The 26,126-nt window shown below is 59.9% G+C and carries 28 protein-coding genes and 1 tRNA gene; 4 read left to right on the top strand and 25 right to left on the bottom strand.

What is annotated here, in order from left to right:
* Positions 1-31: 31 nt before the first annotated feature.
* The 18 genes from PCE31106_RS22795 to PCE31106_RS22710 all read right to left on the bottom strand — a co-directional run bounded on the left by PCE31106_RS22795 (position 32) and on the right by PCE31106_RS22710 (position 17,402).
* Positions 32-547 carry a GHMP family kinase ATP-binding protein gene (locus PCE31106_RS22795; protein ID WP_150564778.1) on the bottom strand — a complete coding sequence of 172 codons (516 nt, stop codon included), beginning with the start codon at positions 545-547 and terminating at the stop codon, positions 32-34.
* On the bottom strand, positions 544-2,433 hold the full coding sequence (locus tag PCE31106_RS22790; RefSeq protein ID WP_150564777.1) for an HAD-IIIA family hydrolase: 1,890 nt from the start codon (positions 2,431-2,433) through the stop codon (positions 544-546). Before PCE31106_RS22790 ends, PCE31106_RS22795 begins: the two co-directional genes overlap by 4 nt.
* A 36-nt stretch (positions 2,434-2,469) precedes the next feature.
* Positions 2,470-3,282, bottom strand: a complete 813-nt coding sequence (locus PCE31106_RS22785) for a glycosyltransferase (protein ID WP_150564776.1) — start codon at positions 3,280-3,282, stop codon at positions 2,470-2,472.
* 15 nt (positions 3,283-3,297) lie between these two features.
* Positions 3,298-4,308, bottom strand: a complete 1,011-nt coding sequence (locus PCE31106_RS22780) for an SDR family NAD(P)-dependent oxidoreductase (protein ID WP_254441280.1) — start codon at positions 4,306-4,308, stop codon at positions 3,298-3,300.
* A 285-nt stretch (positions 4,309-4,593) separates the two neighbouring features.
* A complete protein-coding gene (locus PCE31106_RS22775) occupies positions 4,594-5,688 on the bottom strand; it encodes a hypothetical protein (protein ID WP_150564775.1) in 1,095 nt (364 codons plus the stop codon).
* Positions 5,689-5,705: 17 nt separating this feature from the next.
* On the bottom strand, positions 5,706-6,788 hold the full coding sequence (locus tag PCE31106_RS22770) for a rhamnosyltransferase WsaF family glycosyltransferase (RefSeq protein WP_150564774.1): 1,083 nt from the start codon (positions 6,786-6,788) through the stop codon (positions 5,706-5,708).
* Between the two features lie 8 nt (positions 6,789-6,796).
* On the bottom strand, positions 6,797-7,855 hold the full coding sequence (locus PCE31106_RS22765) for a hypothetical protein (protein WP_174975397.1): 1,059 nt from the start codon (positions 7,853-7,855) through the stop codon (positions 6,797-6,799).
* A gap of 430 nt (positions 7,856-8,285) precedes the next feature.
* A tRNA-Ala gene (locus PCE31106_RS22760) sits at positions 8,286-8,361 on the bottom strand.
* A gap of 91 nt (positions 8,362-8,452) precedes the next feature.
* Positions 8,453-10,162, bottom strand: a complete 1,710-nt coding sequence (gene soxB / locus PCE31106_RS22755) for a thiosulfohydrolase SoxB (RefSeq protein WP_150564772.1) — start codon at positions 10,160-10,162, stop codon at positions 8,453-8,455.
* Positions 10,163-10,474: 312 nt separating this feature from the next.
* Positions 10,475-10,981 carry a TlpA family protein disulfide reductase gene (locus PCE31106_RS22750; RefSeq protein WP_150564771.1) on the bottom strand — a complete coding sequence of 169 codons (507 nt, stop codon included), beginning with the start codon at positions 10,979-10,981 and terminating at the stop codon, positions 10,475-10,477.
* Between the two features lie 300 nt (positions 10,982-11,281).
* Entirely contained in the window at positions 11,282-11,932 is a 651-nt protein-coding gene (gene soxX / locus PCE31106_RS22745) for a sulfur oxidation c-type cytochrome SoxX (protein WP_017233573.1), read from the bottom strand.
* 19 nt (positions 11,933-11,951) lie between these two features.
* Positions 11,952-12,827 carry a sulfur oxidation c-type cytochrome SoxA gene (soxA, locus tag PCE31106_RS22740; protein ID WP_083902279.1) on the bottom strand — a complete coding sequence of 292 codons (876 nt, stop codon included), beginning with the start codon at positions 12,825-12,827 and terminating at the stop codon, positions 11,952-11,954.
* Positions 12,828-12,992: 165 nt separating this feature from the next.
* Entirely contained in the window at positions 12,993-13,304 is a 312-nt protein-coding gene (gene soxZ / locus PCE31106_RS22735; RefSeq protein WP_017233575.1) for a thiosulfate oxidation carrier complex protein SoxZ, read from the bottom strand.
* A gap of 31 nt (positions 13,305-13,335) precedes the next feature.
* Entirely contained in the window at positions 13,336-13,803 is a 468-nt protein-coding gene (soxY, locus tag PCE31106_RS22730; protein ID WP_017233576.1) for a thiosulfate oxidation carrier protein SoxY, read from the bottom strand.
* A gap of 136 nt (positions 13,804-13,939) precedes the next feature.
* Positions 13,940-14,269, bottom strand: a complete 330-nt coding sequence (locus PCE31106_RS22725) for a c-type cytochrome (RefSeq protein WP_017233577.1) — start codon at positions 14,267-14,269, stop codon at positions 13,940-13,942.
* Between the two features lie 83 nt (positions 14,270-14,352).
* Positions 14,353-15,546 (bottom strand): c-type cytochrome, encoded by a 1,194-nt coding sequence (locus PCE31106_RS22720; RefSeq protein ID WP_150564770.1) that lies wholly within the window; start codon positions 15,544-15,546, stop codon positions 14,353-14,355.
* Positions 15,530-16,897, bottom strand: coding sequence for a sulfite dehydrogenase (gene soxC / locus PCE31106_RS22715; RefSeq protein WP_150564769.1), 1,368 nt, complete (start codon positions 16,895-16,897; stop codon positions 15,530-15,532). Before soxC ends, PCE31106_RS22720 begins: the two co-directional genes overlap by 17 nt.
* A 157-nt stretch (positions 16,898-17,054) precedes the next feature.
* Entirely contained in the window at positions 17,055-17,402 is a 348-nt protein-coding gene (locus PCE31106_RS22710; protein WP_017233580.1) for an ArsR/SmtB family transcription factor, read from the bottom strand.
* Positions 17,403-17,656: 254 nt separating this feature from the next.
* On the opposite strand from PCE31106_RS22710, the gene PCE31106_RS24120 reads away from it, so the two are divergent.
* Positions 17,657-17,812 carry a hypothetical protein gene (locus PCE31106_RS24120; protein ID WP_174975395.1) on the top strand — a complete coding sequence of 52 codons (156 nt, stop codon included), beginning with the start codon at positions 17,657-17,659 and terminating at the stop codon, positions 17,810-17,812.
* Here PCE31106_RS24120 and PCE31106_RS22705 read toward each other — a convergent pair.
* The 6 genes from PCE31106_RS22705 to PCE31106_RS22680 all read right to left on the bottom strand — a co-directional run bounded on the left by PCE31106_RS22705 (position 17,795) and on the right by PCE31106_RS22680 (position 23,593).
* Entirely contained in the window at positions 17,795-19,429 is a 1,635-nt protein-coding gene (locus PCE31106_RS22705; protein WP_232424604.1) for a ShlB/FhaC/HecB family hemolysin secretion/activation protein, read from the bottom strand. The two genes, PCE31106_RS24120 and PCE31106_RS22705, sit on opposite strands and share 18 nt — an antisense overlap.
* Before the next feature lie 328 nt (positions 19,430-19,757).
* A complete protein-coding gene (locus PCE31106_RS22700; protein WP_150564767.1) occupies positions 19,758-21,053 on the bottom strand; it encodes an NAD(P)/FAD-dependent oxidoreductase in 1,296 nt (431 codons plus the stop codon).
* A gap of 10 nt (positions 21,054-21,063) precedes the next feature.
* The gene (locus PCE31106_RS22695) at positions 21,064-21,579 is read right to left on the bottom strand and encodes a c-type cytochrome (protein ID WP_150564766.1); all 516 of its coding nucleotides are present in this window, start codon (positions 21,577-21,579) and stop codon (positions 21,064-21,066) included.
* Between the two features lie 32 nt (positions 21,580-21,611).
* Positions 21,612-22,379 carry a BON domain-containing protein gene (locus PCE31106_RS22690; protein WP_017233585.1) on the bottom strand — a complete coding sequence of 256 codons (768 nt, stop codon included), beginning with the start codon at positions 22,377-22,379 and terminating at the stop codon, positions 21,612-21,614.
* A 118-nt stretch (positions 22,380-22,497) separates the two neighbouring features.
* The gene (locus PCE31106_RS22685; protein WP_017233586.1) at positions 22,498-23,085 is read right to left on the bottom strand and encodes a phosphoheptose isomerase; all 588 of its coding nucleotides are present in this window, start codon (positions 23,083-23,085) and stop codon (positions 22,498-22,500) included.
* Positions 23,086-23,239: 154 nt separating this feature from the next.
* A complete protein-coding gene (locus tag PCE31106_RS22680; protein ID WP_017233587.1) occupies positions 23,240-23,593 on the bottom strand; it encodes a YraN family protein in 354 nt (117 codons plus the stop codon).
* Positions 23,594-23,688: 95 nt separating this feature from the next.
* On the opposite strand from PCE31106_RS22680, the gene rsmI reads away from it, so the two are divergent.
* The 3 genes from rsmI to PCE31106_RS22665 all read left to right on the top strand — a co-directional run bounded on the left by rsmI (position 23,689) and on the right by PCE31106_RS22665 (position 25,271).
* Positions 23,689-24,573, top strand: a complete 885-nt coding sequence (gene rsmI / locus PCE31106_RS22675) for a 16S rRNA (cytidine(1402)-2'-O)-methyltransferase (RefSeq protein WP_150564765.1) — start codon at positions 23,689-23,691, stop codon at positions 24,571-24,573.
* A 178-nt stretch (positions 24,574-24,751) separates the two neighbouring features.
* A complete protein-coding gene (locus PCE31106_RS22670) occupies positions 24,752-24,994 on the top strand; it encodes a type II toxin-antitoxin system Phd/YefM family antitoxin (protein ID WP_017233589.1) in 243 nt (80 codons plus the stop codon).
* Complete coding sequence (locus PCE31106_RS22665) at positions 24,981-25,271, top strand: type II toxin-antitoxin system RelE family toxin (RefSeq protein WP_150564764.1); 291 nt, start codon at positions 24,981-24,983, stop codon at positions 25,269-25,271. The genes PCE31106_RS22670 and PCE31106_RS22665 overlap by 14 nt, the downstream gene beginning before the upstream one ends.
* Before the next feature lie 59 nt (positions 25,272-25,330).
* On the opposite strand, the gene PCE31106_RS22660 is transcribed toward PCE31106_RS22665, so the two are convergent.
* Entirely contained in the window at positions 25,331-26,125 is a 795-nt protein-coding gene (locus PCE31106_RS22660; protein ID WP_017233591.1) for an ABC transporter ATP-binding protein, read from the bottom strand.
* Position 26,126: the final 1 nt, after the last annotated feature.

Genomic DNA, 26,126 nt, shown 5'->3' with positions numbered 1-26,126 from the left:
GCCTCGCGAGTTCAGGCGAGCAGCGGCGTCATCAACCTAACGGTGTCCACGTGTCCTGAGTTACAGGGGCAACTCCATTCAATCCGCCATAGGCCGCTGCATATTGATCCTGTTTACCAATGGGCTCACCACATCTATCAATCTCAATATGACATGCTTGGCTTGCGAGCGTCTCCTTGTCCGCATACTGCGACTTATACGCGTATAGGGCGTGTAACAAACCAACCACATACGAGCTTGACGAGCCCAAGCCCGCCCCCTTGGACGGAATGTCTGCCATCGAAGCAATCTCGATACCACCATCGATACCGACCAGTCCAAGGGCCTCACGTACAAGCGGATGCTCAATGTCGGATATCTTCGCGACTTCCTCTGTTTTGGAGTAACTGAGGCGGATGCTGCCGTCAAACTTCCGGTTCAGCGCGATGAAGATGTATTTGTTGATAGAGGTCGAGAGGACGGCGCCCAATTCGTCCCGATAGAACGCAGGCAGATCACTTCCTCCGCCAACATAACTCATGCGCAACGGTGTCTTGCTTACAATCATGCTAAACCTCGGATGAAAATCTGGAATTTCGCGGAATCCGCCTGACGGCGTATTAAATCGACTTCGTCAAGTTCCCGAGACTCAAATTTTTCATCGATCTGCCGCTGCGACAGCCCTCTGGCTTGATACGCGCGTTGAAAACGTGCTCGCCGCTCAACACCATCCAGCCCAAGGTACACGGTGTCACCGGTCAATTCTCTGAGCCTCTCATCAACCAGCGCGGTAACACCCTCGACAATCAGAACGTCCTTAGGTCCAATAGACACAGTACTGAGTATTCCTTCGGCCATGGGAATCAAAAGCTGCTCTCTTCCCCCAACGACGACCACCTCTGTCAACGCCTTAACGTATCCGTCGGTATCGTACCTCGCCAACAGTCCGATTCCGTTTTTCCTCTCGAGCTCCGGTCTCAGCCAAGCATCAAGAGAAATAACGTGCGCCGTTCGACCAATTTGGTCGTACAGGTGCGCGAGAAGTCGGGAGGTCGATGTCTTTCCCGTCTTGGATGCGCCGCCGATCAACACCATCCGGCTTTCGGCCAGACTTCCGACAATCGGCAAAAGTGCACGCACCATCCGACTGCGCCCAGTCAATATCCAGTCGATCGCGTCATCGAGGGTGTCAGCTTCAAAATCAGCCGTTGCGGGATATTTCCTATCCGTTCCACCGTATCCCGTTCGGACCAAGGCGGTTTGCAGGCCCGCCCTTTTCCCGGCCAAAATGTCCGAAGTTGTATCGCCAACGATCCAGGAACCTTTGCGATCAATGGCAAAATCCTTGATCGCCGTGTCCAGCATGCCGGTTTCCGGTTTCCGGCAAGTGCACACTATCTTCAACTCCTTCACTTCTCCCTCGAATCCGGACTCAGGATGGTGAGGGCACGCATAAATGCCATCCAGAAATGCCTTTTCCCTGCCGAGTAACTCGTCCAGGCGCGCGTGAATCGAATCAAGGTCTTCAAAGCTAAGTTCCCCACGGGCGATGACCGGCTGGTTGGTGACACATACAGCCAGAACACCCGAGCGATTCAGGCGATGCACCGCCTTCGCCGCCCCCGGTAGTAGCTCCAACTGAGCGCAGTCACTCAAATGGTTGACTTCTTTGTTGAGCGTCCCATCCCTGTCCAGAAAAACCGCTGTCCTGTGGTGCCGAGTCGACAGCCGCTCCGGCAGTCCTGAAACGATATCTCTTTCCACTTTATCAAGGCGCTCCGGCGTACCCATATCCTTGATGTACTCGGGCGTTACGTATCCACGAAGCAACAAGCCGCGCCGCAACATCTCGGGAAACGTATGTTTGGCAAGATCATGCTTTCCAGTCGCGGGAATGACTTTAAACAGTGGCGCCTTTTCGAGAACGTAGAGGGCAGCGTTTACGAGATTCCGATACGTTGCACCGTCCGGATGAGGGTAGGGATGGATTGCGCTCACCAAGGAGTCCCGAGTGAGTGACACGAGATCCGAATCCTGGGGATGATCGTTAGGATGAAGTAGCAGAGTTCCAGCGGACGAAATCTCACGATCAAACGCCCACAAGCGCGCTAGATCGATATCTGCGTAGGTATCTGCGTACAATACGACGAACCGATCATTCATTACATCGAGTGCGTCGCGCAAAGCCCCTGCTGTCCCCCTCGCTTCTTGTTCGAGAACATAGGTCAGCGATACGCCGAACCTCGAGCCGTCACCGAAATACTCCTGAACCGCGTCCGCTCGGAAATGCACCAGTAGCGCAATCTCGTCAAATCCAAAGCGCTTGCAGAGTTGGATCTGATGTTCAAGTATGGGCCGTCCCAATACGGAGGCCATAGGTTTCGGGAGATCGCCGGTGCGCTCTCGTAAGCGGGTTCCCATCCCCCCCGCAAGAATTGCCACTTGACAAGCCATTGTTACATCCAGTGAAGTCGACGTTAAATCCCATGCTTACCGAACTTTACGTTGCAAGATTGCTCGTATCCCCGACCCTTGAACTACGCTCGGCAGCAAATTCCATACAGCAAGTCCGGCGAAGCCAAATATTCTTTCAAAGAAGTAGCGAGACGAAAAATTCTTCGAGCGCGCTCGAAGATTGAATTTGCCGTGGGCGCTATTTCGAATTGCTTCGATTTGACGATAACAAACGAGTGATTCCGACAAGTTCGCAAAACGCGCACCGCGATTCAGCAGTCTGAGCCAAAGCTCCAAATCCTCAGCATATCGAAATGACTCGTCATACCCACCCGCCGCAACCACCACAGAGCGACGGAAGATAACGGAAGGATGCGCAACTGTGCACGTGAATTGCATGCGGCGGGCGATCGACGAATGACCGATAGGGTATGAGCGAGTCGCGAATACGCGGCCGCTTGCATCCATTAGCGCAAGCCCAGTTCCAAGTACGTCAACTTCCGGATTTCGCTCAAGGAATTCCAGCTGCATTGTCAAACGCTTCGGCAGACAAATATCATCGGAATCAAATCGAGCGATCCATTCGCCTCGGGCCTTTGATATGCCAAAGTTCAAACTTCCAGCCAAACCAAGCCGAGAGTTCGGGCGAACGTACCTGAAACGAGGGTCAACCGAACATTGCCGACGACAGTGGTCTGCCAGCGCGGGGTCAGTGCTCTCATCAACCACGATGCACTCATAGTCCCGGAACGTTTGCCCGAGCACGCTCTGCAGACTCTCCTGGAGGATTTCTGGAGATACGTTGAATGCCGGGACGACAAATGAGACCCGTGGGAACGATGTGCTCATGTTCGATTTCAGCAATTAGCGTCCAAACTGCGTTGCGATTTCGTCGATAGCTCGGGACACGGCCTGATCGGATCCTAGCTTAGGCTTCCATCCATACGCTTGGATTCGCGCGGTAGAGTAGTGAAACTTAGGGACATCTCCAACCCAGCCTCGGTTGCCTTGGCCATACTCGGCACGTGCCGGAGGCTGAACCCGCGAAATGGTGCTTTCCGCAATCCATCGTACAGTCACGCCTTCGTCCACCGGTCCGATGTTCACAACTTCAATGCGCCGGGCGTCGGTGCGACCACGAACAACCAGCATTGCTTCGACAAGATCCGATACGTGCAAATAAGCCTTCTGCTGCGTCCCATCGCCGAGGACAGAAAGTGCATCGGGGCGCGCGATGAGCTTTTGGACAAAATCAAAAATCACGCCATGCGTCGCGGGGACACCGACAACATTCGGAAATCTGAAAATGTTCACTTTTGTGAGAAATGACTCCGAGGCTGCAGCAATGGCCGCCTCAGACGCCAACTTCATTGCCCCATAGTTCGAGATGGGCAACAAGGGGCCGACGCTTTCCTCCAACGCCGTGTCCCCAAGGTCACCGTAGATTGCGGAACTAGAAGCGAAATGGAGCGTACCAACATCGAACTCCCTCATCACTCGCAACAATTCAAACGTGGTGAGAAAGGTATCCTTCAGATCGACGCGCGAATCTTCCACCCCGGCTGGGATGTCCGAATTCGCAGCCAAATGCCACACCTCGTCCACCCTTCCCAATTGCACCGCTTGTTCAAACGCTTGTTCCAGTGCTTGTTCGTCGGTGCAATCGCACCGAAGCACATAGACGCGATCGTCGAAACCACGAGTCGCGACTCTAACCAAAGACTCCCGGCCGCGCGACATGTTGTCAAGCACGACCAAAGTCCGCCCTTCTTCAAGTAGCCTGGAGCAAAGATTCACGCCGACGAAGCCAGCACCACCCGCCACAATCGAAATATTGCGTTCTTGACTCATTTCTACCTCAATAGCCACATTCATTTAACAATCCTATACCTGCCATCAACACCTAGCACACGACGGAAATACCGTGGAGGAAGCGCCTTATAGCACCGACGGGCAGGCAAGCATTGGCACACCAATGGGTCTGAGCGGTCCGCATGCGCCGAAGCCTCGGTCGAGATACAACCTGACGAGACCTACCATCTCTAAGACAGAATTGTATGTGAAAACGATGCCACCCTCGATATTGCGCTGGGCCGAGGCATTTCGCACATAATTACACTCTATCGACCACCAGCACAAATTCGCCGAACCTTTGTTACATCAGACACTATTTCTAACATCCGAAGCGCCCATTGGCGAAGACGACTCTGACACAGGACGCGCCCTTTTTATTCCTGACAAAATGAATTTCAACATCATGAATATAATGGAAGTTTTGATAATAATCGAAAATCCCATTAATAAACCGGTTCGCATCACATCTCGAAGATAAAATGCAACAACAAAAAATGCCATTGATAAAATGAAATTCGACTTCGCAAGTCTGGCCAATAATACAAAAGAGACCGCAGTGACCACGATCGGAAATATTGCGAAATCACCAAAATAATACACCATCTCCGCAGCCGGATTCCCAGCCAGACCGATTTTCAATCCAGCAAAAGTGCTAATTACATCGGAATACCAGCCACCCACTGGCGCATTGAAGATCATCGCCCTAGAGTACTCAATGGCCACCGGGATACTCTGCCAAGAGATAGTGAACTCACCAAACATGGCGGCTATCGTCTTCATCCAATCCGACTGCCAACTCGCGAATTGTAAAAATCTGACAATCAGCAGGGAAACAACGGAGATGGACGCAAGAAATATTACAAACCTGCGATTCACTTTACTATTCCAAAGCCACAAAAACATGAAAACCAAAAAATGCGTTATGTAATTGTTCTTTGAAAAAATAACTTCCAATCCGATTGGAGCAGCAAAAAAAATAACCTGCTGCCACCGAAATCCGCGCACGACCACGCTCGACAAAAACACGCACAAGCATATGTTGTATATTAATCGCAAATGGAAATCGGCATTTAATGCCTCGTAGCGAAAATGCGCGAGCACCTTGTCCGAAAACCCATACTGCTGTTGACGCGCAATAATTACACTAAAGACGATGGATATCGAAGAAATTGCTAGAATTTCAAGAAACCGCCAAATTCCCCAACTAAAAGTCATCTGCCGATTCGATTTTATGCGGATTTCCTTCGGAAGCAAAAGAAATACTAGAAAAATCGAGATCCCATAAATTGCCGAAAGGACAAGATCGGATGTTGCTGCCGGCCCGATACCCAACACCTCTCGCGTATCCACAGCAAAAGGAATCGGGACAATCAGGTAAAGCGCGGCAAGCACCAACGCCATCAATCTTATTGGGATTATCATATCTTAATCGCACTAATTTCCCGTCCGACTATATCGGCGAAACTCGATCGATCGCATATATAACCCTCCGCCAAATACCATTCTGATAATTTTCGACACTTTCCTGGCAAATTTTCGGAATCCAGCTCGGAGAGAATTTTTTTGACAATTTCATCAATCCCCCCGTTGACGTGAATTTCCGGCAAATGAAACTCAGGATGAGAATTGAGGTACGGCGAGAGTGGCAAGCAGCCGCACGCTGCCAACTCGAAAGGAATCAACGACGGGTTCGTCAGATTCGATGAGATTCCTATCTTCGAGCGACGATACAGATCGGCAAGCTCCTGTATGCTCGGCACGGCGCCAAAATGTTCCACCTTTGCTGACACGAGATGTTTAGATAAATTAGAGCCATAAAACGCAATTCTTAGGGACGGTCGATTCGTCAGGAGTTGCTCAGCAATTTGTTCACATAAAAATGCACATCGCCGCGGAAGTTCTGGCTTATGAAAAAACAAGACATCTACTTCTCGCTCGACATTAGGCTTTGTTAATTCGTGGTAGATCTGTGAATCCACCGGAAATGGCAATCCAGCAACCCTCCCTGGAAGGGTCATCCATTTACCAGAGGAGATGAATGCATCTGGACCAGATTTTACATTTGCGGCGTAAAAATATTTTGTCGAAACGGGGAAAAATAATTCATCATAGTCTTGAATTATATGTATCCATTTGCTATGATTTTTCCGAACGTAATTTTTTAATTCTTCAGAGAGAGCCCAAGTGGAACTTACTATAATCTCCACCCCCTCTGGCACATGATCAATTAATTCCCCTTCAAATTGATATTCCTTAATCAATGCCGCATCTTGCTTTCCAGAATTCTGAATATATATCGACGTTTTCCGTTTGAGGCTGACTGCCAGCGCATTCACAATTCTCCCAACATTTCTCAATCCACCTGACCGTGCCTCCAGCCTATCGATCACGACAAGCATTGCATCCGAACTGCTCTCCCGTGATTGACGAATACGTTGAGAAAGGGTGCGCGCCGTCCTCTTATATTCCAGCGCATAATATAAATTTTTAATTATCGACATAGTGCTTTCTAGGCATTTCGCAAAACGGCGGGAATGAGGACTAGCAATTGCGGCAAAATATAGACCACCATTAGCACTGACGCTCCTAACATGGGGCCAGCGGAAAGAGCCCATACCGAAAACAACGCGCAGAAGGCTATAGTATTCGCGATGAAAACACGGCGCTCCCCTCCACTCCTGTTCAGTGCGATCGTAGAAAGTGATAAGAATACTCCCGCGCTAAAAAGCCCGGGAATGGCCACCCAAGGCGAGGTATGGCAAGTCCAGGCAATACCGCTAGCTACAACAAAACCAGCCAACCAGCGCAGCAATACAGGAAGATTCTTCGGCAACGCAACTCGGGCGGCGAAGTAGGCCAGAGTGCCCCCTATTGCCAGCGACCGCTCCATCGCTATGTAGTTGCCCACCTTTTGTGCACTATCGAATCCCGCGGCGAGCACGACGAGCATCGTTCCCGAAAGCACTGGGATAAGTTGTCCTGAAATGATAAGTAACAGCGCAGATGTCTTTAGGCGTGAAGGTGACATAACTCCCTCCTCAATCTTCGCCTGCGTGTTTCCAGTCAATCCAAACCCCATAGCAACCACGTACGGCGCGAGAAGCAGCGGAAGCCACAATTGAGTCGCGATCCTGGGACTTCCCAACCCAAGGTAGTCGACAACCACCAATCCGGCTGAAATCCCGATCGAAGTTACGATGATCACGGATTTTACGAGCGAGGGCGGCTCCAGTAATAATCGCGTCGGAAAGAACGCAACGACTAGGACAATCGTAATGAACGTAAGCGCTTGATGCTCAAAACTTACGCTGCGTGAAGAAGCGACGAAAATGAGCAGCGAAGCCAGTCTCACCACCCATTCGCACCAAGTGCAGCCGAAATTTCGCAGCTGCAAACCGAGATTGGCCCGCAAACTCATTGCCGCCAAAAAAAGCGAGAAGAAGAGGAGACCCTTCCCAGGATGGGAATGGGCGATCATCGCATATATCAGGGTATTATTGGCGAAAAATGCTGACTGATACACCAGTCGTTGCACCATATCCGACCCAACAAGTCGGCGCAGCTTCATCCACTGCTGATCCAGATTACAAGGGACTATCAACGGTCTCGTCTCGGTGAATATCCAACTATCGGCAATATCAAATATTTGCGAAGCGTAATACTTTACCAAGTCGCCTCTATAAAGCCGACAAAATCATAACAAGTCACACACGCTTACAAAACGTAACCAGGCGGCGTGGTAGACGTAAAATTCGTAATTATCTAGGCGGAGTATCGGGCGAGCACATTGCTGCCGACGAGCACTGAGGCACCTGAGGCGATCCTGCCGCACGCGAGGGCAGCAAACATTCGCCCATCATAGGAAGGTCCGAGATCCCAAAGGAAAATAGAGGCAAGCCGCTTGCATCGGCTCCGAAGGAACCAGGGGGTTCACGAGTTGAAAATGAGATCCACGTTTGCTTCCGGGTTTGGACCAGGGACTTAGTGCAGACATGAACTGGTGGAGCGGAGGAGGATCGAACTCCCGACCTTCGCATTGCGAACGCGACGCTCTCCCAGCTGAGCTACCGCCCCACACGAGCTGCCAATTATAGCGGTTTTTGGATTCCCGGCGAGCAACCGACAAAAACGCTCGGGATTTGTTGGATTTTCGGAATTTTCGCCCTCAAACCGCCCCCAAATTCCCCTTCATCCCCTTGATGGACGGCACTTTCGGCGCTTTCGCGACCACCGTCTTCTGTGCGCGCAGATACCGCGCCACCACATCCCATACCGCCTCGCCCTGCACTCCCTCGGCCACCGGCGCCCAGCCCGCCACCTTGTAGGTCTTGCCCGCCTCGATCAGTTTGCCGTTCAGGCGCATTTCCGTGATGCGCTGTCCCATCGGCGCCATCGGGTCGATCGTGTAGTCCATCCCGCCCACGCGCACCATGTCTCCGCCCTGCTGGTAGTACGGATCGAGGTTGAACAGGTTGTCGGCCACATCCTCGAGCACCGTCTTGATCGTCTCGCCGGTCATCGGTGTCAGCGTCGTGTGGGGATACGTGATCGCCGTCTGATCAAGCAACTGCTCCATCGTGATCGTTTGCCCCGGCAGCAGCGACGTCCCCCAACGGAATCCCGGCGAGAACCCAATCTCGGCATCTTTCTCCGCCATCACCGCATCGAGCAGCAACTGGTCGAACGTCCCGTTGAAGTTCCCCCGCCGATACAACACACCCTCCGTCACGGCCAGCGGTTCCGCCAGCTTCGCCGCAAACGGTGCGCGCACGCGCTCGATGAGCGCCTGCATCGGCGCATCGGCCGGCAGCAGATTGGCAAAAATTGGCAACAATTTGTAACGGAAGTCCACCGGCTTGCCGCCCTTCACGTCGAAGTCCAGCACCGCCAGGAACTTGCCGTTCGACCCGGCATTCGTCACGAGCGTCTTGCCGCCAGCGTTTTCCACGGTGACAGGCTTCGGCACCCCGTCGTGCGTATGACCGCCCAGAATCGCATCGATACCCCGCACGCGCGACGCCAGCTTCAGATCGACGTCCATCCCGTTGTGCGACAACAAGACCACGACCTGCGCCCCCTTGCCGCGCACCTCGTCGACCATCGACTGCAGACGCTCCTCCTGAATGCCGAATGTCCAGTCCGGCACGAAATAGCGCGGGTTCGCAATCGGCGTGTAGGGGAACGCCTGTCCGATGATCGCCACCGGCACCCCGTTCATCGTCTTGATCGTGTACGGCGCGAAGACCGGGTCGCCGAAATCGTTCGTCTGCACGTTCTGCGCGACGAAGTCGATCTTCCCCTTGAGCTGCTCCTCGACGACGGACTTCACGCGATCCGCCCCATACGTGAACTCCCAGTGCGCCGTCATCACGTCGACACCGAGCGCCAGCGTGGCGTCGACCATGTCCTGGCCCTTCGTCCACATCGACGTGCCGGACCCTTGCCACGTGTCGCCGCCGTCCAGCAGCAGCGCGCCGGGGCGCGACGCCTTCATGCGCTTGACCAGCGTCGCAAGGTGCGCAAACCCGCCGACCTTGCCGTACGTGCGCGCCGCCGCGGCAAAGTCGAGATATGTGAACGCATACGCGTCAGGCGTGCCGGGACGCAGGCCATATGCCTTCAAGAACGCCTCGCCCACCAGATGCGGCGGCTTGTTCGCCTGCTCGCCGATCCCCAGATTGACGCTCGGCTCGCGGAAATACATCGGCAGCAACTGCGCATGGCAGTCCGTGAAATGCAGCAGATGCACATTGCCGAACGTCGGCAGATCGTAGAACACGTCTGCCGCCTTGGCCGCTGCCATCTCCTGGTGCGACAACGCCATCCCGCCCGCCGCCGCCACCGCCAACACCTGCATGAACTCGCGTCGATTCATTTCGTCTCCGTAACGCACACGTCGTGCGGCGCGCCTGCTTTGTCGTTAGCTAATGCATCCGTACCCGTCAGCTCGTACCGCGCCAGTACACCATCGACGCGATGCCGTAGCGAACGTCCCACAGTGATACGGCAACGATCATCTTCCGTCTCGTCCTGCCGATTCACTGAGTCTTCAAATCACTGAGTCGTCGATTCACCGAATTACCGGATCTCTGATTCAAACCCTGATTCATCGGGTTGCCAAATCACCGAAACACCGGGGGCACTTGATCACCTTGCCACCTTGGCGCCTTGTCACTTGGTCATCTGGTCACTTCCCCGCGTAGTCCGCCAGCGCTGCCACGTCCTCGCCGAACATCTCGCCGACTTCCTTGCGCAGCACTTTGCCGTTGCGTCCGATCACATACAACTCCGGCAGCCCGCGACGCTTGCCCAGCGCCGCCCGCCAGGCGTCCGTTTCCATACCCGCCGGAAACGTGTAGCCATGCGTCTTGAGATAGTCGATGGCTTCCTGCGGTTTCTTGTCGATCGATAGCGTGACGATCTGGATCGGCTTGCCGCGGGTGGCGTCGTAAAGCTTCTGCACATGCGGATTCTGCTGCGCGCAGAACGGACACCACGACGCCCAGTACTCGACGATGACCGTCCGGTCCTTGAACGCGCTTGCGGGCAGCGTCTTGCCATCGAGCAGCGTGAGCGACGGCAGCGTGACCGTGTCGCCGACCTCCAGCGCGTGCGCCGGTGCGCCAACAAGGGACATTGCTCCCACGACGAACGCCGCGCCCATCGTCGCTTTCAAACGCCCGAACATGCCCATGCCATTTCGTCGTGCAACGTGGCGCGTTCGACGCACCCCGCAGGCCCCAAAAACAGCGCCCACCCAACCCAGCATCGAGTGCGTCCCCATCTGCCAGACGGTCATTCGCGCAAGACGCGAATCCGAGACAGACGCAAACCCACACCCACCTCGCCAGTTCGCACGCGAGCGCGGCCATCGCGACGGTCGGCGACGATCAGCGACTTGATTCGTATATTCCAGGGATGTCATGCAGCGCTCCGGAAACCGGCGGCGACCGTCGATCAACGATCTCGGGTCGCCCGCCGGAACGGCGGTGGCTTATTGATTGACGGGAGACGCGGGGTCGAGCAGCAACGCCATGACGTCCTTCAACTGTTTCTCGGTCAGAATGCCCGCCGCGCCAAACCTCGGCATGTTCGAGCAAGCCGCGTAGCTATGCGAGTCGTAGACCTTCGCCCACGTGTACTTGACCACTTCGGGCGAATCGCCGCGCAGCTTGCCGTAGTGATACAACGACGGACCGATGTTGCCGAACGAGATCTCACTCTTGGTCAACTGGTGGCACGCATAGCAATTGCCGCCGTTGACGGTATCGGCCTTGTCGGTGAACTGCAGGCCTCGACCGTTCTGGGCAACCTTCTCGCCTTCCTTCCAGTCACCAAGATATTGACCGTCGGCCGGAGCCTTGACCTTCGCCAGCTCGGCTTTTTGCAGCCGTTCAGCCACCTTCGCCGGCATCGGCTTGGTCGCGTACTGCGTGCACAGCTTCTGCAACTCGCTCTGATCGATGCGGTCAAGCTGCGCGATGCCCGAGGCGCGGAACGAATCGCGCAATTCCTGCACAACGGCCGCATCGGTCGTGCCGCTCACCAGCTTCGGACTCTCGTCCTGCGCGAAGGCCGTGCCGACGACGAGTGCCCCGGCCGCTGCCAGCGCGACGCCCGTCGCGCGCAATGCGAATGATTTCATGGGTGTGCCTCGCAATCGGTCAGCGCTTCAGGCCAGGGGCGTCCATCTTGCCGCCATTGGCCATCACGCCGAGGAAGGTAATCAGGTCAATGGACGCCTGCGAGCCGTAATTGAGCACCGGCATGCGCTGCTGGCGGAAGCAATCGTTCATCCGCCACTGCATCGTGCGCAGCGCACCCTGCGAGACACGATAGCCCGGCCACGTCGCAAACGCCTGTCGCGCCGCCGCGGGCTTGGTCAGGTTCGGCAGATCCTGAAGACGGATACGCTTGTCATCCGCCCCGTGGCACGACGCGCATGAGAAATCGTACGGACCGGAACGGTAGTAGAAGATCTTCTGACCGCGCGCGTAGGCGTCCTTCTCTTCCTTGTGCGCCTGCGACACGTGAATGACGGCGCCGCGCGACTGACCCGCCACATAGGCGGTGAGCGCTTCGAGATCGGTCGGATCCTGCCCTTCCTTGGAGAACGGTTGCTTGATGACGTCCGCGCGCTTGAAGCCCTGCAGATGCACCATGCACTCGACGATGCGCGACTCGGCATCGAGCACGCGTTTCGTGTCGGGGAAGTAGCGCGGCAGTTGCGCGTAGGCGTTCTTGACGACACCCGCGCCAAGCCCCAGGTCGCACTGCGCCATCGATACGTTGTTCGGGCCGCGTGGTGTCTTCCAGAGTTCCTCGCCACGCATCTCGACGAGTTCTGCCGGATTGCCGTCGGCGAGCATCTCACGGTATTGCGCGATGGCGTCGGCCGTCGAACTTTCTGCAGCGAATGCGGGGGCACTGACGCCCGCGATGACGAGCACGCCGCCGAGCACAGTCCGTCGCAGCCACGCTGCGTCTCCTGCCGTGCTCTTTCGTTGGCTCGCCCGTGCGCTATGTTGCGCCTCGTTCATCTCGATCTCCTCTTCGTGGGGTTGGTCCGCGCAACGGGGTATCTCCCGAGAGCGCTCGTGCTTGCACACTGCACGGCGCGGATTTCGCTTCACGCCGTCCCACCCGGCCGGATTCGCGTGGCAGCGCCTGTGACTCGCCGCCGCACGTCTGCCGACGTCCGCCCGTCAGGCGATGGCCGTCTCGTCGGTCCGCGAGTCGCCCTTGTTGTCGACCCACATGACCGTGACCTTGTCGCCCTTCTTGGCGCCCTTGAACTTGAACGCCATGAACGGATCTTTCGACACCGCCGGGCCCCATTCGGCCGACAGCACCGTCTTCCCGTTACAAGTCACCGTGACGTTCTGGATGAAGTGTGCCGGGACGATATTACCGGAAGCGTCCTTGCGCTGGCCGGTTTCCATGATGTGACTCATCAGCACCTTGACCTCGACGACACCGCCGGCCTCGGTTGCGCGAATGCGCATCGGATTACCCATGTTGTGGCTCCTCTGTTCTACGATGCGTCGCTTAACCGCCGCAGCCGCCCAACGTGACCTTGATTTCCTTCTCGGCCACGAGGTACTTGTTGTCCGCCTTGACGAGCGCATAGACCTTCGAGGTCTGGCCCATCTTCACACGCGTGGTCACCGCCGGCTCGGTACCGTCGGGAATCTCGAACGACGCCGCAAGCGTATTCGGATTCTTCTCGATCAGAATCGCGATCATCTGCGTATTCGGCGCCTTGCTCGCCACCGCCACCGGCACAACCGCACCGTTCTCGGCGATGTCGGGCGCGGTCAGCACCACCAAATCGCTCGGGCTGGTGCCCGTGCCACCCAGGGCCTTGACCGTGTCGGCCACGCTCCGGGTCGAGAACGCCGCCTTGTTCCAATGCGCCTCTGCCGCGCGCGCCTCTTCGGGCTTGATCAGCCCGGCGGCTACCGCCAGTCCCATTACCGCGGAAAACCGCAGCATGTCGCGTCGCTGTTGGTTCATCTCTGTGTGTTTCCTTCTCTGAGGGCCGCCGATACGAAGTGGACCATCGATCCGCCACGTACCGGCCGCCGTTCGCTCGCCTGACCCGCCGCCCGATCCTGCCGGGCAGCCTGCCGGCGAGCCCCCTGCCCCGGTGTTACTTCGCCGGGGCGCCGGCCAGAACCCACTCAACGAGGATCTTGGCGTCGGCATCCGACAGGTTCGGGTGCGCCGGCATCGGGATCGGACCCCAGACCCCCGAACCACCGCCCTTCACTTTCTTGACCAGCTTGGCCACCGCGTCCTTGTCACCCTTGTACTTGGCAGCCACTTCCTGATAAGCCGGGCCCACCAGCTTCTTGTCGACGGCGTGGCAACCCATACAGGCGTTGGCACCCGCGAGCTTGGTCGCCGCTGCGACATCGACACCGGCATGGGCCAGCGAGGTGCCGGCCAGCATGGCCGCGGCGATCAGCATCTTTTTCATCGTATCTCCTTCGATTTGTGTAGGGGACGGGGGTCCTGCGGCGGCCCGAAACCCTCGGCGCGTCCGTCGAACCTCCTGCCCGCTCAATGTGCACCACGGAGAATCCAGTCGACCATCGTACGGATATCGGTTTCGGCGACCTGCGATTGCGGCGGCATTGGCATGCTGCCCCAATTGCCGGCGCCTCCGGCACGTATCTTCGCCACCAGTTTTTCAGCCGCATCCGGCTGCCCATGGTACTTGGTGGCGACCTCCGAGAAGGCGGGTCCGATCTTTTTGTCGGTCACGCCGTGACACGCCAGACAACCGTTCTTGTCCGCAAGCGTTGCTGCCGATGACGTCGCAGCGGCGGAATGGGCCGGCGCGTCCGAACTCGCCATGCCGAGCGTGGCGAGGGCCGCCGTCTTGCGCACCGACGCGTTTTGCGCGGCAGTGCCCGACAGCGGCGGCAGCTTCGTATCGACACCGCGCACCGGACCGATGATCCGGTTTTGCGCGGCCAGATCCCCATGCGCGTCGCGGGCGTACGCAGGGAGTGCGGACGTCACGATACCAGCCTCAGGACAATCCTGCATACACGCCTTGTTATGAGTATCCGGTTTGTCGCCCACGCGCCACATGCCATGCGCGCGCGTCATCCCGTTGCGATTGGGCATCAGTTTCTGCACGTCGCCAATGGTCTTGTCCGACAGCACGAAGTCCGACGGCACGATCTCCGCAAGATTCAGGAGATAGGCGGTGACCGCGTATACCTCGTCGGGCTTCAACGAACGCGGCGCGTTCCACGGCATGGCGCGACGGATGTAATCCCATATCGTCGAGATCGTATCGACCTTCATGAAGGTGGTGCGCACCGGCTGATTGTTCGCGCGCAGCGAGGCCACGTGCCCCGTCTTGATGTCGTCGGCAGTGGTGCCCCCCACCAGCGGATTGAACACCTCGTTGCTCTCGCCAAACGTGCCGTGACACGATGCGCAGCGCGCGTCGTACACCTTCTGGCCGTCGGCAACGGATCCCTGTCCTTTGGGCAACCCTTTGAAGTCAGGGCGCACATCGATGTCCCACGCGCTCAATTCCGCCGGCGTGGCATCGCGTCCGATCCCAGGTGGCGCCTTGATGGCGGGCTGGACCGGCGCCGCCTGCGCCGGGGCCGAGAACCAGGCCGCGATGGTCAGGCCCGCGAGCGTCAATGCGGCCACCCAGAGCACGGCCAGCACCACCGACTGCGCGCGCCGACGCATGGGGCGCTGCAACTTGCGTTCAATCGACGTGGACATTGGTCACCTCCCCGTTCGTCGCCACTTGCCACGTCTGGATTGCGTTGTTGTGATAGATCGACTTCGTGCCGCGCACTTCCCGCAGTTGCCGATAACGCGGTTGCACGAAGCCCGTCTCGTCCATGGCCCGGCTTTGCAGGAGCGCCGGCGAGCCGTCCCATTCCCAGTCGAAATTGAAGCGCGTGAGGCACTTCGGCAGCACAGGCGATTCGAGCCGCGCCGCGCGCCAGGTCTTGCCGCCGTCGGTCGACACGTCGACCCGTTTGATGCGGCCCCGCCCCGACCACGCAAGACCCGTCACGTTGAAATAGCCGCGATCGAGCAACGCCTGTCCACCGGAGGGCGACGTGATGACCGACTTGCACTCCTGGATCGACGTGTACTGGCGATGCTGGCCGTCCGGCATCAGGTCGACGTAATGGCTCGTTTCATCCTTGGTATTCCATGGCGCGTCGCCAATCTTGATGCGACGCAGCCATTTCACCCACGACACGCCCTGCACGCCGGGCACGACCAGCCGCAGCGGATAGCCGTTCTCGGGACGCAGCATTTCGCCGTTCATGCCCCAGGCGACGAGCACGTCGGAGAGCGCCGCCTCCATCGAGATCGTGCGGGTCATACCGGAGCCGTCGCCGCCTTCGGCGAGCACATATTGGCCGCGCTTGGTATCGGCGCCCACCTCGTCGAGCAGAACCGACAGCGGCACCCCCGTGAACTCGCAGCACGACAGCATGCCGTGCGTGTACTGGACGGTCGGCACGGCGGCATTGCCCCACTCCATGCCGGTGTTCGCGCCGCATTCGATGAAGTGCATGCGCGACACGGACGGCAGGCGCATGATGTCGTCCATCGTGTACACCTTCGCTTCGCGCACGAGGCCATGCACCATCAGGCGATGCTGCGTTGGATCGATCTCCTGCCAGCCCTGGTGATGGCGCTCGAAGTGCAGCCCGCTGGGCGTGATGATGCCGAAAAGACCCTGCAACGGCGTGAAGGCCACCGACGCCTGCGCCGTCTGCGTCAGTCCCGGCGACTGACGGCGTTGCAGGTTCGCTTCGAATTTCGACGGCATGCCGTACGGACGTGCCGCGACCGGCTGGCCGAGCGACGTGGCCCACGGACGCGGTTCGAGAATCATCGGATCCCCGGCGGTCTTGGGCGCGTCGGCGGCAAAGGCCGCACCGCCCGCGAGCGCGGCACCGGCGGCCAGGAAGCTGCGCTGCAGGAAATTGCGCCGGGTGGGATTCAACCCGTCGCGGGCAATGTCGTCGGCAAACGTGCTATCGACGAAGTTCTCCGGAGCCCGGCGCAAACGGCCGGCTCGCGATGCGCTATCGCTGGTCTTGCTCACCCTGTCTCCTCGCGTTTTGTGGCGTCCGCCAGCGTCGCGAGGACACGGACGGCTTACCGCTTGCGTTCGAATCGATATGTGCGGTCTGGTTGCCGCACTGACCTACGGGTATTGCCGTGCTGCAGTACTACGGTATTGCCACGGTCTGCTGCGTGCTTCAGTTGGCGCGTGGCATGAAGCCATCGACGGCACGCTCCGGCAGCGCCTCCTCCTCGAGTCGTCCGGCGACCTGCACGCACACCGCGCGGCAGATCTCGACCACCCCGGTATCCGCGATCGTGTAATACACCTGATTCCCGTCGCGACGCCGTGCCAACACGCCCGCCTGATACATTGCCCCGAGATGCCGCGATACATTCGTCTGCGACGATCCCACCTGCGTCACCACCTCGCTCACCGAGCGTTCGCCACCGCACAGCGCATGCAGAATCCGCAACCGGGTCGGCTCGGAGAGCAGGCTGAAGTAGTGCGACACCTTTTCGAATACGCGATCGAGTTCTTCCATGACGGTCAGTCTTTGAGTTCGTATGCTGGCACAAGGAATTTCGTATATGCCTAATGACGCATATACGGATAATCAAAACAATGCGCGTCGGACGCAAGCTGCACTGCAACACGTTGGCGACCGATGCCTCGTTGCGGAGGGCGCGCATTGGGCGTCGGTCAGACGTGCTGCCGTGTATATCCGGGGATATAGCGCTCCACCTCATATGCGTTTGCGCGACATGCAACGCCGAACCTACCGTCAGGTGCAGCCGCATGCGCGACGACCCGGCGGATTGGCGCATCAGGGAAAAACCCGATAAGAAAGTGGCGGAAGACAGCGTGCCAGAGCACGACATTTTGCGGACGTCGTCCGTGAGCGATGGCGGAATGGCGACGAATCGCCATCCCGTCTTACTCGAATTGATATGACCAGTTCGCATTGAACCGCAGCGGACGGCTCGGCGAGTTGGTCGGCGCGTCGGCCATCGGCTTGGCGACCGACAGGTCGAGCGAGTAGTACTTGCTGTCGGAGACCCGCACGCCCAGGCCCACGGAGGCGAGCTGGTTGTGGAACAACGGCCCCGAACTCAGATAGACGCGCGCCGTATCGAGCATCAGGTACGGCTGAATCGTCTTGAGGAAGCGGAAGTCGGTGCGGAACATCCGATTGAGTTCGATCGACGCCCCCCACCCCCTGTCGCCGGCGATTTCGCCGGCCGGATAGCCGAGGCCGAAGCGCTGACCGCCGAACGTCGCCTGCTCGGACGTCGGCAACGTGTTGGCACTGTACTGCGCGCCCGCCGCGACGACGACACCGAATTCCCACGGCAGCACGAGCCCCTGTTTGCCGTCGAGCGTGAAGCGCCAGAAGCCGAGATCGTAGGGGCCGAGTATTTGCGCGACGCCCGCCGGCTGCGTCGTGTACGACTGGCTCGCCCCCATCCCGGTAAAGCCCTTGAACACGCCGAGCGTGGCGCTGCGGGTCTGCTTCTCGGTGACCTCGTTGTACGAGAGCTGGACCTGCGCGGCCCGCACGTTCGTCTGCGAATTGATGTTGTTCGGCGAATTCGGTACTTCGTAGCGATCGCGCGAATTCACGCCGTACATGCCGCCGCTGACCGTCAGGTTGCGCTGATTGTTGAGCAGGATCGGGTACGACACGGTCACGGCGACACGCTTGGTGTCGAGGTGTCGCGTCAGACCGGCCAGCGCCTGATCGTCTGGCTGTCCGCGATAGTGCGACGCGTCCACGCGCGCCTGCAAGCCGTTCGACCCGAGCGGCTGGATGTACGACCCCGCATAGAACTCTTCGTCGTTATGCCCCTTCGGGGCGATGGCCGTGAGCTGAATCTGTTCGCCGAGCGGGGTGAGCGCGTTGCTTGTCACCGTGAACACACCCCGAATACCGGGGTTGTTATAGGTGAGCGACGTGCCCAGCGCTACCGGCTGACGCGTAACGTCGAGCGAGAGTTCGGTCGCGCCGTCGGTCTGCGTGGGCGGTTGCACGTCGGCCTTGATCTTCATGCCGGGCACCAGCGTGAGCAGGTTCAGATAGCGCTCGAACGTGGCGCGCTTGAGCGGACGTTCCGCCTCGATGTGCGCGGCGATGTCGCGCAACCGCTGTTCCGACGGCCCAGGCTTGCCCGTGATTTTCGTGCTCGAGATATAGCCTTCGACGATCGTCACGCGCACGAAGCCGTCTTTGAAGTCTTGCGCGGGGACGAAGGCGAAGGACAACAGATAGCCCGCGTCCTGATACATCTTCGTGACCTGATTGGCCTTTTCGACCAGATCGCCAATGGTCACTTCCTTGCCTGCCAGCGGCGCGAAGACCCCGGCCACGTCGGCGAACGGCAACGACTTGACGCCTTCGATACCGAAACGCTGTGGGGTCATCTTGCGTGCGAGCAGCGACTTGAGCGCGTCTTCCTGCGTCGGCGGCTGAATGCGAAAGGTGGCGGCGGGCGCCTTGGGCACCTCGATTTTTGGAATGCTTTGCAGCGGGTCGCCACGCACGGGGCTGCCGTCGGCCAAGGCGTTGTGCACGCTTAGCAGGCCAATGGAGTACAACGATACGGCGACGACTCGAACGACCCTGCGGCTTTGCGCCGACTTGACCGAATCCCCACGCGCGACGCGTGGCGCAAGACGGGCTCCTCCCTGGCGATGCGCCATCCCTATGCCCCTTGAATGCTTATTTTTTCGTGCGGCCAGTGTAACCGAGAGGCGTGAGGCCCCGTCAACGAAGGAATTTGCCGTGATGCGGCACCCACACAACAACGCGATCACGCACTACCGTGGCACGGTCATCGCGCCGCTTAGAGCGTCGCCTCCAAACGCGCCTCAACGACGGCGAATGCCACCGGAACCCGCGTCACGCCAGCATGTCGGCCCAGATGCCCTGTGCCCATGCGAGTCCCAGGGCGAATTCGTCCGGTGTGGCGCGCGGCGATGCGCCGCCTGTGCCCGGCACCGGGAGCATGGTGCGCTGCGCGGCGTCGTATCGGTGAACGCTGGCCACATGCATCGCTTCGGTCGCCGAGACGAACGTGTAACAGGTGTTGCTGTAAAGCGGCTCCGGGTTGACCGCGCGCCCTGACAGGGCCGCCACGATGGCTGCGGCGCAAACCTTGCCGTGCTGGTTGGCCATATGGCCGGACTTGGGCATCTGCGGGGCGATCTGAATGGCGTCCCCCAGCACATGGATGTCGGGTTGCGCGGTCGACGCAAACGTCAGAAAGTCGACGTCGCACCAACGGCCGTTGGCCGTCGCCAGCCCACTGTCCACCGCAATATCGCCCGCCCGCATCGGCGGGATGACATTGAGCACGTCGGCCTTGATTTCCTCACCCAGCTCGAAGCGCGCCAGCCACTTCGCACCATCGGCCGCGACTTCCGTGCAATTGAACTGCGGGTGATACTCAACGATTCCGGCATATTGGGTGCCCCAAATCGCCTGAAACTGCTCGGCTTCCGCGAGCACCTGATCGTTGGTGTCAAAGACGAGCACTTTGGCACGCGGCTTGTGACGTTTGAGCCAGGCGGCGACCTGACACGCGCGCTCATACGGCGCGGGCGGACAGCGAAACGGCGCCTCGGGGATCGTGATGGCGACGACCCCACCGTCAGGCATCGCCCGCAAACGCGCGTGCAACGCGGCGCTTTCGCGGGCGTCGGTCCATCCCACCGGCAGGGCGCCGCGCACCGCGGGATCGGTGAGTCCGGCAATGGCCTCCCTGCGCAGCGACACCCCTGGAGCGACGATGAGCTTGTCGTAGGAAAGGCGACCGCCATCGGCGAGCCGCACCTGTTGGTTGGCGGCGTCGATGGCCTGGGCGCGTGTGCGTCGCCAGACCACGCCGTGCCGTTCGACGAGCCTGTCGTAGGGCACTGTCAGGTCGCTTACCCGCAAGTGGCCGCCCACTACGAGGTTCGACAACGGGGCCGAGACAAAGGCGGGATTCGGTTCGACCAAGGTGACGTCGATCGTGTTGCCCGAGAGCATGCGCAACGCCTTGGCCGCCGTCGCGCCACCGAATCCGCCGCCGATCACAACGACACGGGCACGCGTCTTGAGCGGTGTCGGCCAGAGGGGCGCCGCCAATGCGGGGGTGACACCGGCCAGTGCGACCGTCGAGCCCATGCCAAGAAGAAAGTTGCGGCGGCGCATCGTGTCGGCCCTATCGAGGCGTTTGAGACGTTTGAGGCGTGCGCGGCGACGCTGACGCGCCCTTGCCCGCCGGCTGCGAGGCGAAGTACGCGGCGATGCGGCGCAACTCGTCGTCGCGATAGCCTTTGAGCAGTTGGGGCATCAGCGTGGCGGTACGCTGCCCATCGCGCATGGCTTGCAACGTCGACATGAGTTCCGTCGCCGGGCGCCCGTCCAGCGCGGGCAGCGTTGCCTTGCCCGTGCTCACTGGCGCCGACGCGTTATGGCATGTCATGCACGCCATCGCCCAGTCGCGGGCTTGCCAATCGGGCTGGGGCGCCTGCGGCGCCGCCGGCTCGACGTAGACCGGGGAGGCGGCGCGCACGCCGGATACCGGTGCCGCCCATGCTGTCGCGGTGGCGACAACCCCGGTTCCGATCGTCAGAACGAGCGCCGCCGCGATGGTCGGCGTCACCCATCGCGCAGATGGACGAGGCAGACGATCGCGGCAGTCGGCGGCTGAGCCGGTAACGGCACGGGTGCGCACGCGCAGTGTCCGAGGCGCTCGGGTAGCGCGCGTCAGTTACCGGTCTTGTTCGACGGACCGGGCTTGATCGGTGCGTCGCTGATCGGCGCGGGCGAGGACAGCGGCTTGGCCGTGACCGTTTCGGTGTCGATCGGCGTGGTCGTGACCGCCGCGGCGCTCGAATCGTCAGTCACCGGGGCCGGGTTCTTCGAGGCCTCGGTCGACAGGCGCTGCGCCTCTTCCGGCTTGATGTATTCGTACAGCTTGATGACCTTCTGCACCCCGTCGATACGGCTGGTCACGTTGGCGGCAATGCGGCCTTCCTCTTCCGAGACGAGGCCCAGCAGATACACGTCGCCACGCTCGGTGACCACCTTGAAGACGTTGGCCGAGATTTCCTTCGTGTTGATCAGGTTGGCCTTGACCTTGCTGGTGATCCACGCGTCGTTCGAGCGCGAACCAAAGGAGCTGGCCGGTCCGATGGCAAGTTCGTCGACAATACCGCGCACGTTGCTGATCTGCTTGACGATTTCGACGGCACGCTGCTTGCTGGCGTCGTTCGGAACTTCGCCGGTGAGCAGCACGCGACGGTTGAAGACCGTTACGTTGACGTGGGCGGCGTCTGGCAAGTTATTCGCGGTATTGGCTTCGGCCTTGATCTGAATTTCACGGTCTTCCGTCTGCGCGCCGACGGAACGGCGGTCGGTAGCGACGAGTGCGCCGGTCGCGGCACCGCCGAGAATGATGGGGGCACAACCGGCCAGGGTTGCAGCAATCAACGCCGCCGCGGCGAGCGGCTTGACCACGCGTTGGAAATTCATCGGGCATTCTCCTTGTTGGATGATCGAACGGGACGGCCCCCGCCGCGCCCAGCCGGCACCGCCCGCCCCCGCGGCGCAGTACCTGTCATGCTCTTGACGCCGAATGACGGCAATAGGTTCACGCTTCGCCAAACAGCATCGCGTCGACCAGGTCGCACAGGCAGTGGATCGTGAGCAGGTGAACTTCCTGAATGCGTGCGGTACGATCGGCCGGCACGCAGATGTGCACGTCCAGCTCACCCAGCGCCGCATTGACCTTGCCCCCGCCCTTGCCGGTCAGCGCGATTACGTGCATGCCGCGTTCGTGCGCCGCTTCAATGGCGGCGAGCACGTTGCCGGAATTACCCGACGTGGTGATGGCGAGCAGGACATCGCCCTCGTGCCCGAGCGCACGCACCTGCTTCGAGAAGATGGCGTCGAAGTTGTAGTCGTTGCCGATGGCCGTCAGGATCGACGAGTCCGTGGTCAGCGCGATGGCCGGCAATTCGGGGCGCTCGCGCTCGAAGCGGCCGACGAGTTCGGCCGCGAAGTGCTGGCAGTCGGCGGCCGAGCCGCCGTTACCGCAAGCGAGAATCTTGTTGCCGTTGGACAGCGCTTCGAACATGACGTCCGCGGCGGCGGCGATATATTCGGGCAGTGCGTCGCGCGCCGCCAGCTTGGTCTCGACGCTATCCGTGAAGTGTTGCTGAATTCGTTCGATCGACATGGTCGTTTGCCAGGGTGTCGCAAAAGCGGCCGGCCTTGCATGGGTGCCCGAGGGCACTCGCCTGCATCGGCCGGCGTTCAAAGGCCGTATCAGTCTTGAAAATCTTGAAAACGGCGCGTTCGCAAGTGTAACAGGCCGGCGGACACGGGTTTCGTCAGAGATCGTCGGCTCGGAAAGCGTCGGGCAGCCAGCGCACCACCGGCGGACGTCCGTCGAACGTCACCACGTCGAAACGACAACGCCCCGCGGGACGCCGCAGCAGATAGTGACGCGCGGCCAAGGCCAGGCGGCGGCGTTTGGCGCGCGTAATGCTCTCGGCGGCCCCGCCGAAGTCGCTGCGCGCGCGGGCGCGCACCTCGACGAATACCAGTACACCCGCGCAATCCCGCATAATGAGGTCGATTTCGCCGCCGCGACACCGATAATTGCGCGCGACGAGCCGCCAGCCGCGTCGCTCCAGCAACGTCTGAGCGTGGTCCTCGAACGATTCTCCTAACTGATTCGACATGGTTGTTCCGATGTTTACCGTTGCCGGCGCTGCCGGTGTTACCAACGCCTGTGTGCCCCGCACGGCAACGACGCCGTTTGCGGGAGTGCGACGCCATGGATGAGCGCCTGATGTCCCTGGCCGAGGGCCAGCATTACCCGGTGGGCACGCTGTACGTCGTCGCCACGCCGTTGGGCAATACCGCCGACATCACGGTGCGAGCGCTGTACATCCTCGGGATGGTTGACGCTATCGCCTGTGAAGATACGCGCAACAGCGCGCAGTTGCTCCAGCGGTATGGCATCGACAAGCCGTTGATTGCGGCCCACCAGCACAACGAAAACGAAGTGGCGACGCGGTTGGTCGAGCGTCTGCGGGGTGGCGAGCGCATCGCCTACATTTCAGACGCAGGCACCCCGGGCATCTCGGATCCGGGCGCACGACTGGTCGATGCGGTGCGTGCGACGGGGCTCGGCGTGGTGCCTATACCAGGCGCGAGCGCGGTGATTACGCTGCTCTCGGCGGCCGGCGCCTGGGTGGAGACGTTCACGTTCGTGGGTTTCCTGCCATCGAAGGCGCAGCAACGGGCCCAGGCGATTGCTGCGCTTGCAGGGGCGACCTCGGCGCAGGTCTTCTACGAAGCGCCGCATCGGATCGTAGAGACAGTCGCGGCACTCGTCGATGGATTGGGCGGCACGCGGCGACTATTGATCGGACGCGAGTTGACCAAGCGCTTCGAGGAGATTCACGAATGTGCGCTGAGCGAAGGCGTGGCCTGGCTGAAGGCGGACGCGAACCGTCAGCGCGGCGAATTCGTGCTGGCGGTATCGGGCGCGGCAGCGAGCGCTAGCGAAGATGGTGTCGACGCCGAAGCGCAGCGCGTGCTCGCGTTGCTGGTGGCCGAACTGCCGACGAAAAGCGCCGCGAAGCTCGCCGCCGCGATCACCGGCGCACCCAAGAACGCGCTTTACGAGCGAGCGCTGGCGCTCAAAAATGCTTGATCGCCCCGCGTGGGATACGTTTTTTGAGGCCTAAAGATTCGGACGTTTCTGGAAAAATTCTCAGCGACTCCCCAAACTCTCCCCTCGATATTCCCTCTATGATTGGCTCGATCTCAGGGTCTCGGCTGGTACGCGTCAGCGAATCGGCCGCCTCCCCCCGGGCCTGATGAGATGTCACATGAAAAACATCCTTGCCCGCGCATCGATCGGAATCAGCGAATTGAAATCGAACCCCAGTGCCGCCATCCATCGAGCCGATGGCCCCGTCGCCATCCTGAACCGGAACACGCCGGTCGCCTATCTCGTCCCCGCAGCGGATTGGGAAGCGATCTGCGAGCGGCTCGATGACGCTGAACTCGCCGACCTTATCCGTTCACGCGCCGGCGAAACGCCGGTGAGTACCCAGCTTGACGACCTATGACCTGCAGTTCCTACCCTCTGCCCTCAAGGAGTGGCAGGCGCTCGATCCCACGATCCAGCGCCAGTTCAAAGCGAAGTTGCAGCAACGGCTGCAAAGACCCCAAGTTCCCGGCAGTCGGCTGAGGTCGATGCCGGACTGCTACAAGATCAAACTCGCATCGGTGGGATACCGGCTCGTCTACCGAGTCGACGACAAAGCCGTCACCGTGTTGGTGGTCGCCGTCGGCAAACGAGAGGACCTTGCGACTTATCGCACGGCCCGAAAACGCGTTCAGTGACGCCGCCGATAATGAAACAAACCCGCCGAAGCGGGTTTGTTTTCTGGCAGGCCAGCGCGTCAGCTCAGCAGCAGCGCGTCATCGTCGAGTTGTTCGCCGCGGGTGCGCTCGAACATCTGCAGCAAATCGGGAACGTCCAGGCCCTTGCGTTCCTCGCCCGACACGTCCAGCACGACCTTGCCCTGATGCAGCATCACGGTGCGGTCGCCGTAGTCCAGTGCCTGACGCATGCTGTGCGTGACCATCATCGCCGTCAGCTTGCTCTCTTGCACGATGCGCGCCGTCAGTTCCAGCACAAACGCCGCCGTCTTGGGGTCCAGCGCGGCCGTATGCTCGTCGAGCAGCAAGATCCGCGACGGCTGCAACGACGCCATCAACAGGCTCACCGCCTGACGCTGACCGCCGGAGAGCAGCCCGATACGGTCCGAGAGCCGGTTTTCCAGCCCAAGGTTGAGCAGGCTCAGCTTCTCGCGGAACCGCTCACGCAGCTCCCGATTCAGCGCGAACCCGAAACTCCGGCGTTCGCCCCGCTTGACCGCCAACGCCATGTTTTCCTCGATGGTCAGCGCCTCGCAGGTGCCGGCCATCGGATCCTGGAACACGCGCGCCACCTGACTCGCCCGCTGCCACGCCGTCTTCTTCGTGACGTCGTTACCGTCGATGGAAATCGTGCCCGAATCGACCCGCAAGTCGCCGCTGATGGCATTCAGGAACGTAGACTTGCCCGCTCCGTTCGAACCGATCACGGTGACGAACTGGCCCGTCGGGATGTCCAGCGACATGCCGCGCAGCGCACGGTTTTCGATGGGCGTGCCCGGATTGAAAGTGATCTTGAGGTCTTTTGCGCTCAACATG

The organism is Pandoraea cepalis (genome assembly GCF_902459665.1).
In the GTDB taxonomy this organism is placed as follows: domain Bacteria; phylum Pseudomonadota; class Gammaproteobacteria; order Burkholderiales; family Burkholderiaceae; genus Pandoraea; species Pandoraea cepalis.
Note: the sequence above shows the minus strand (reverse complement) of the source record. Positions and strands in the feature narration are given on the sequence as shown.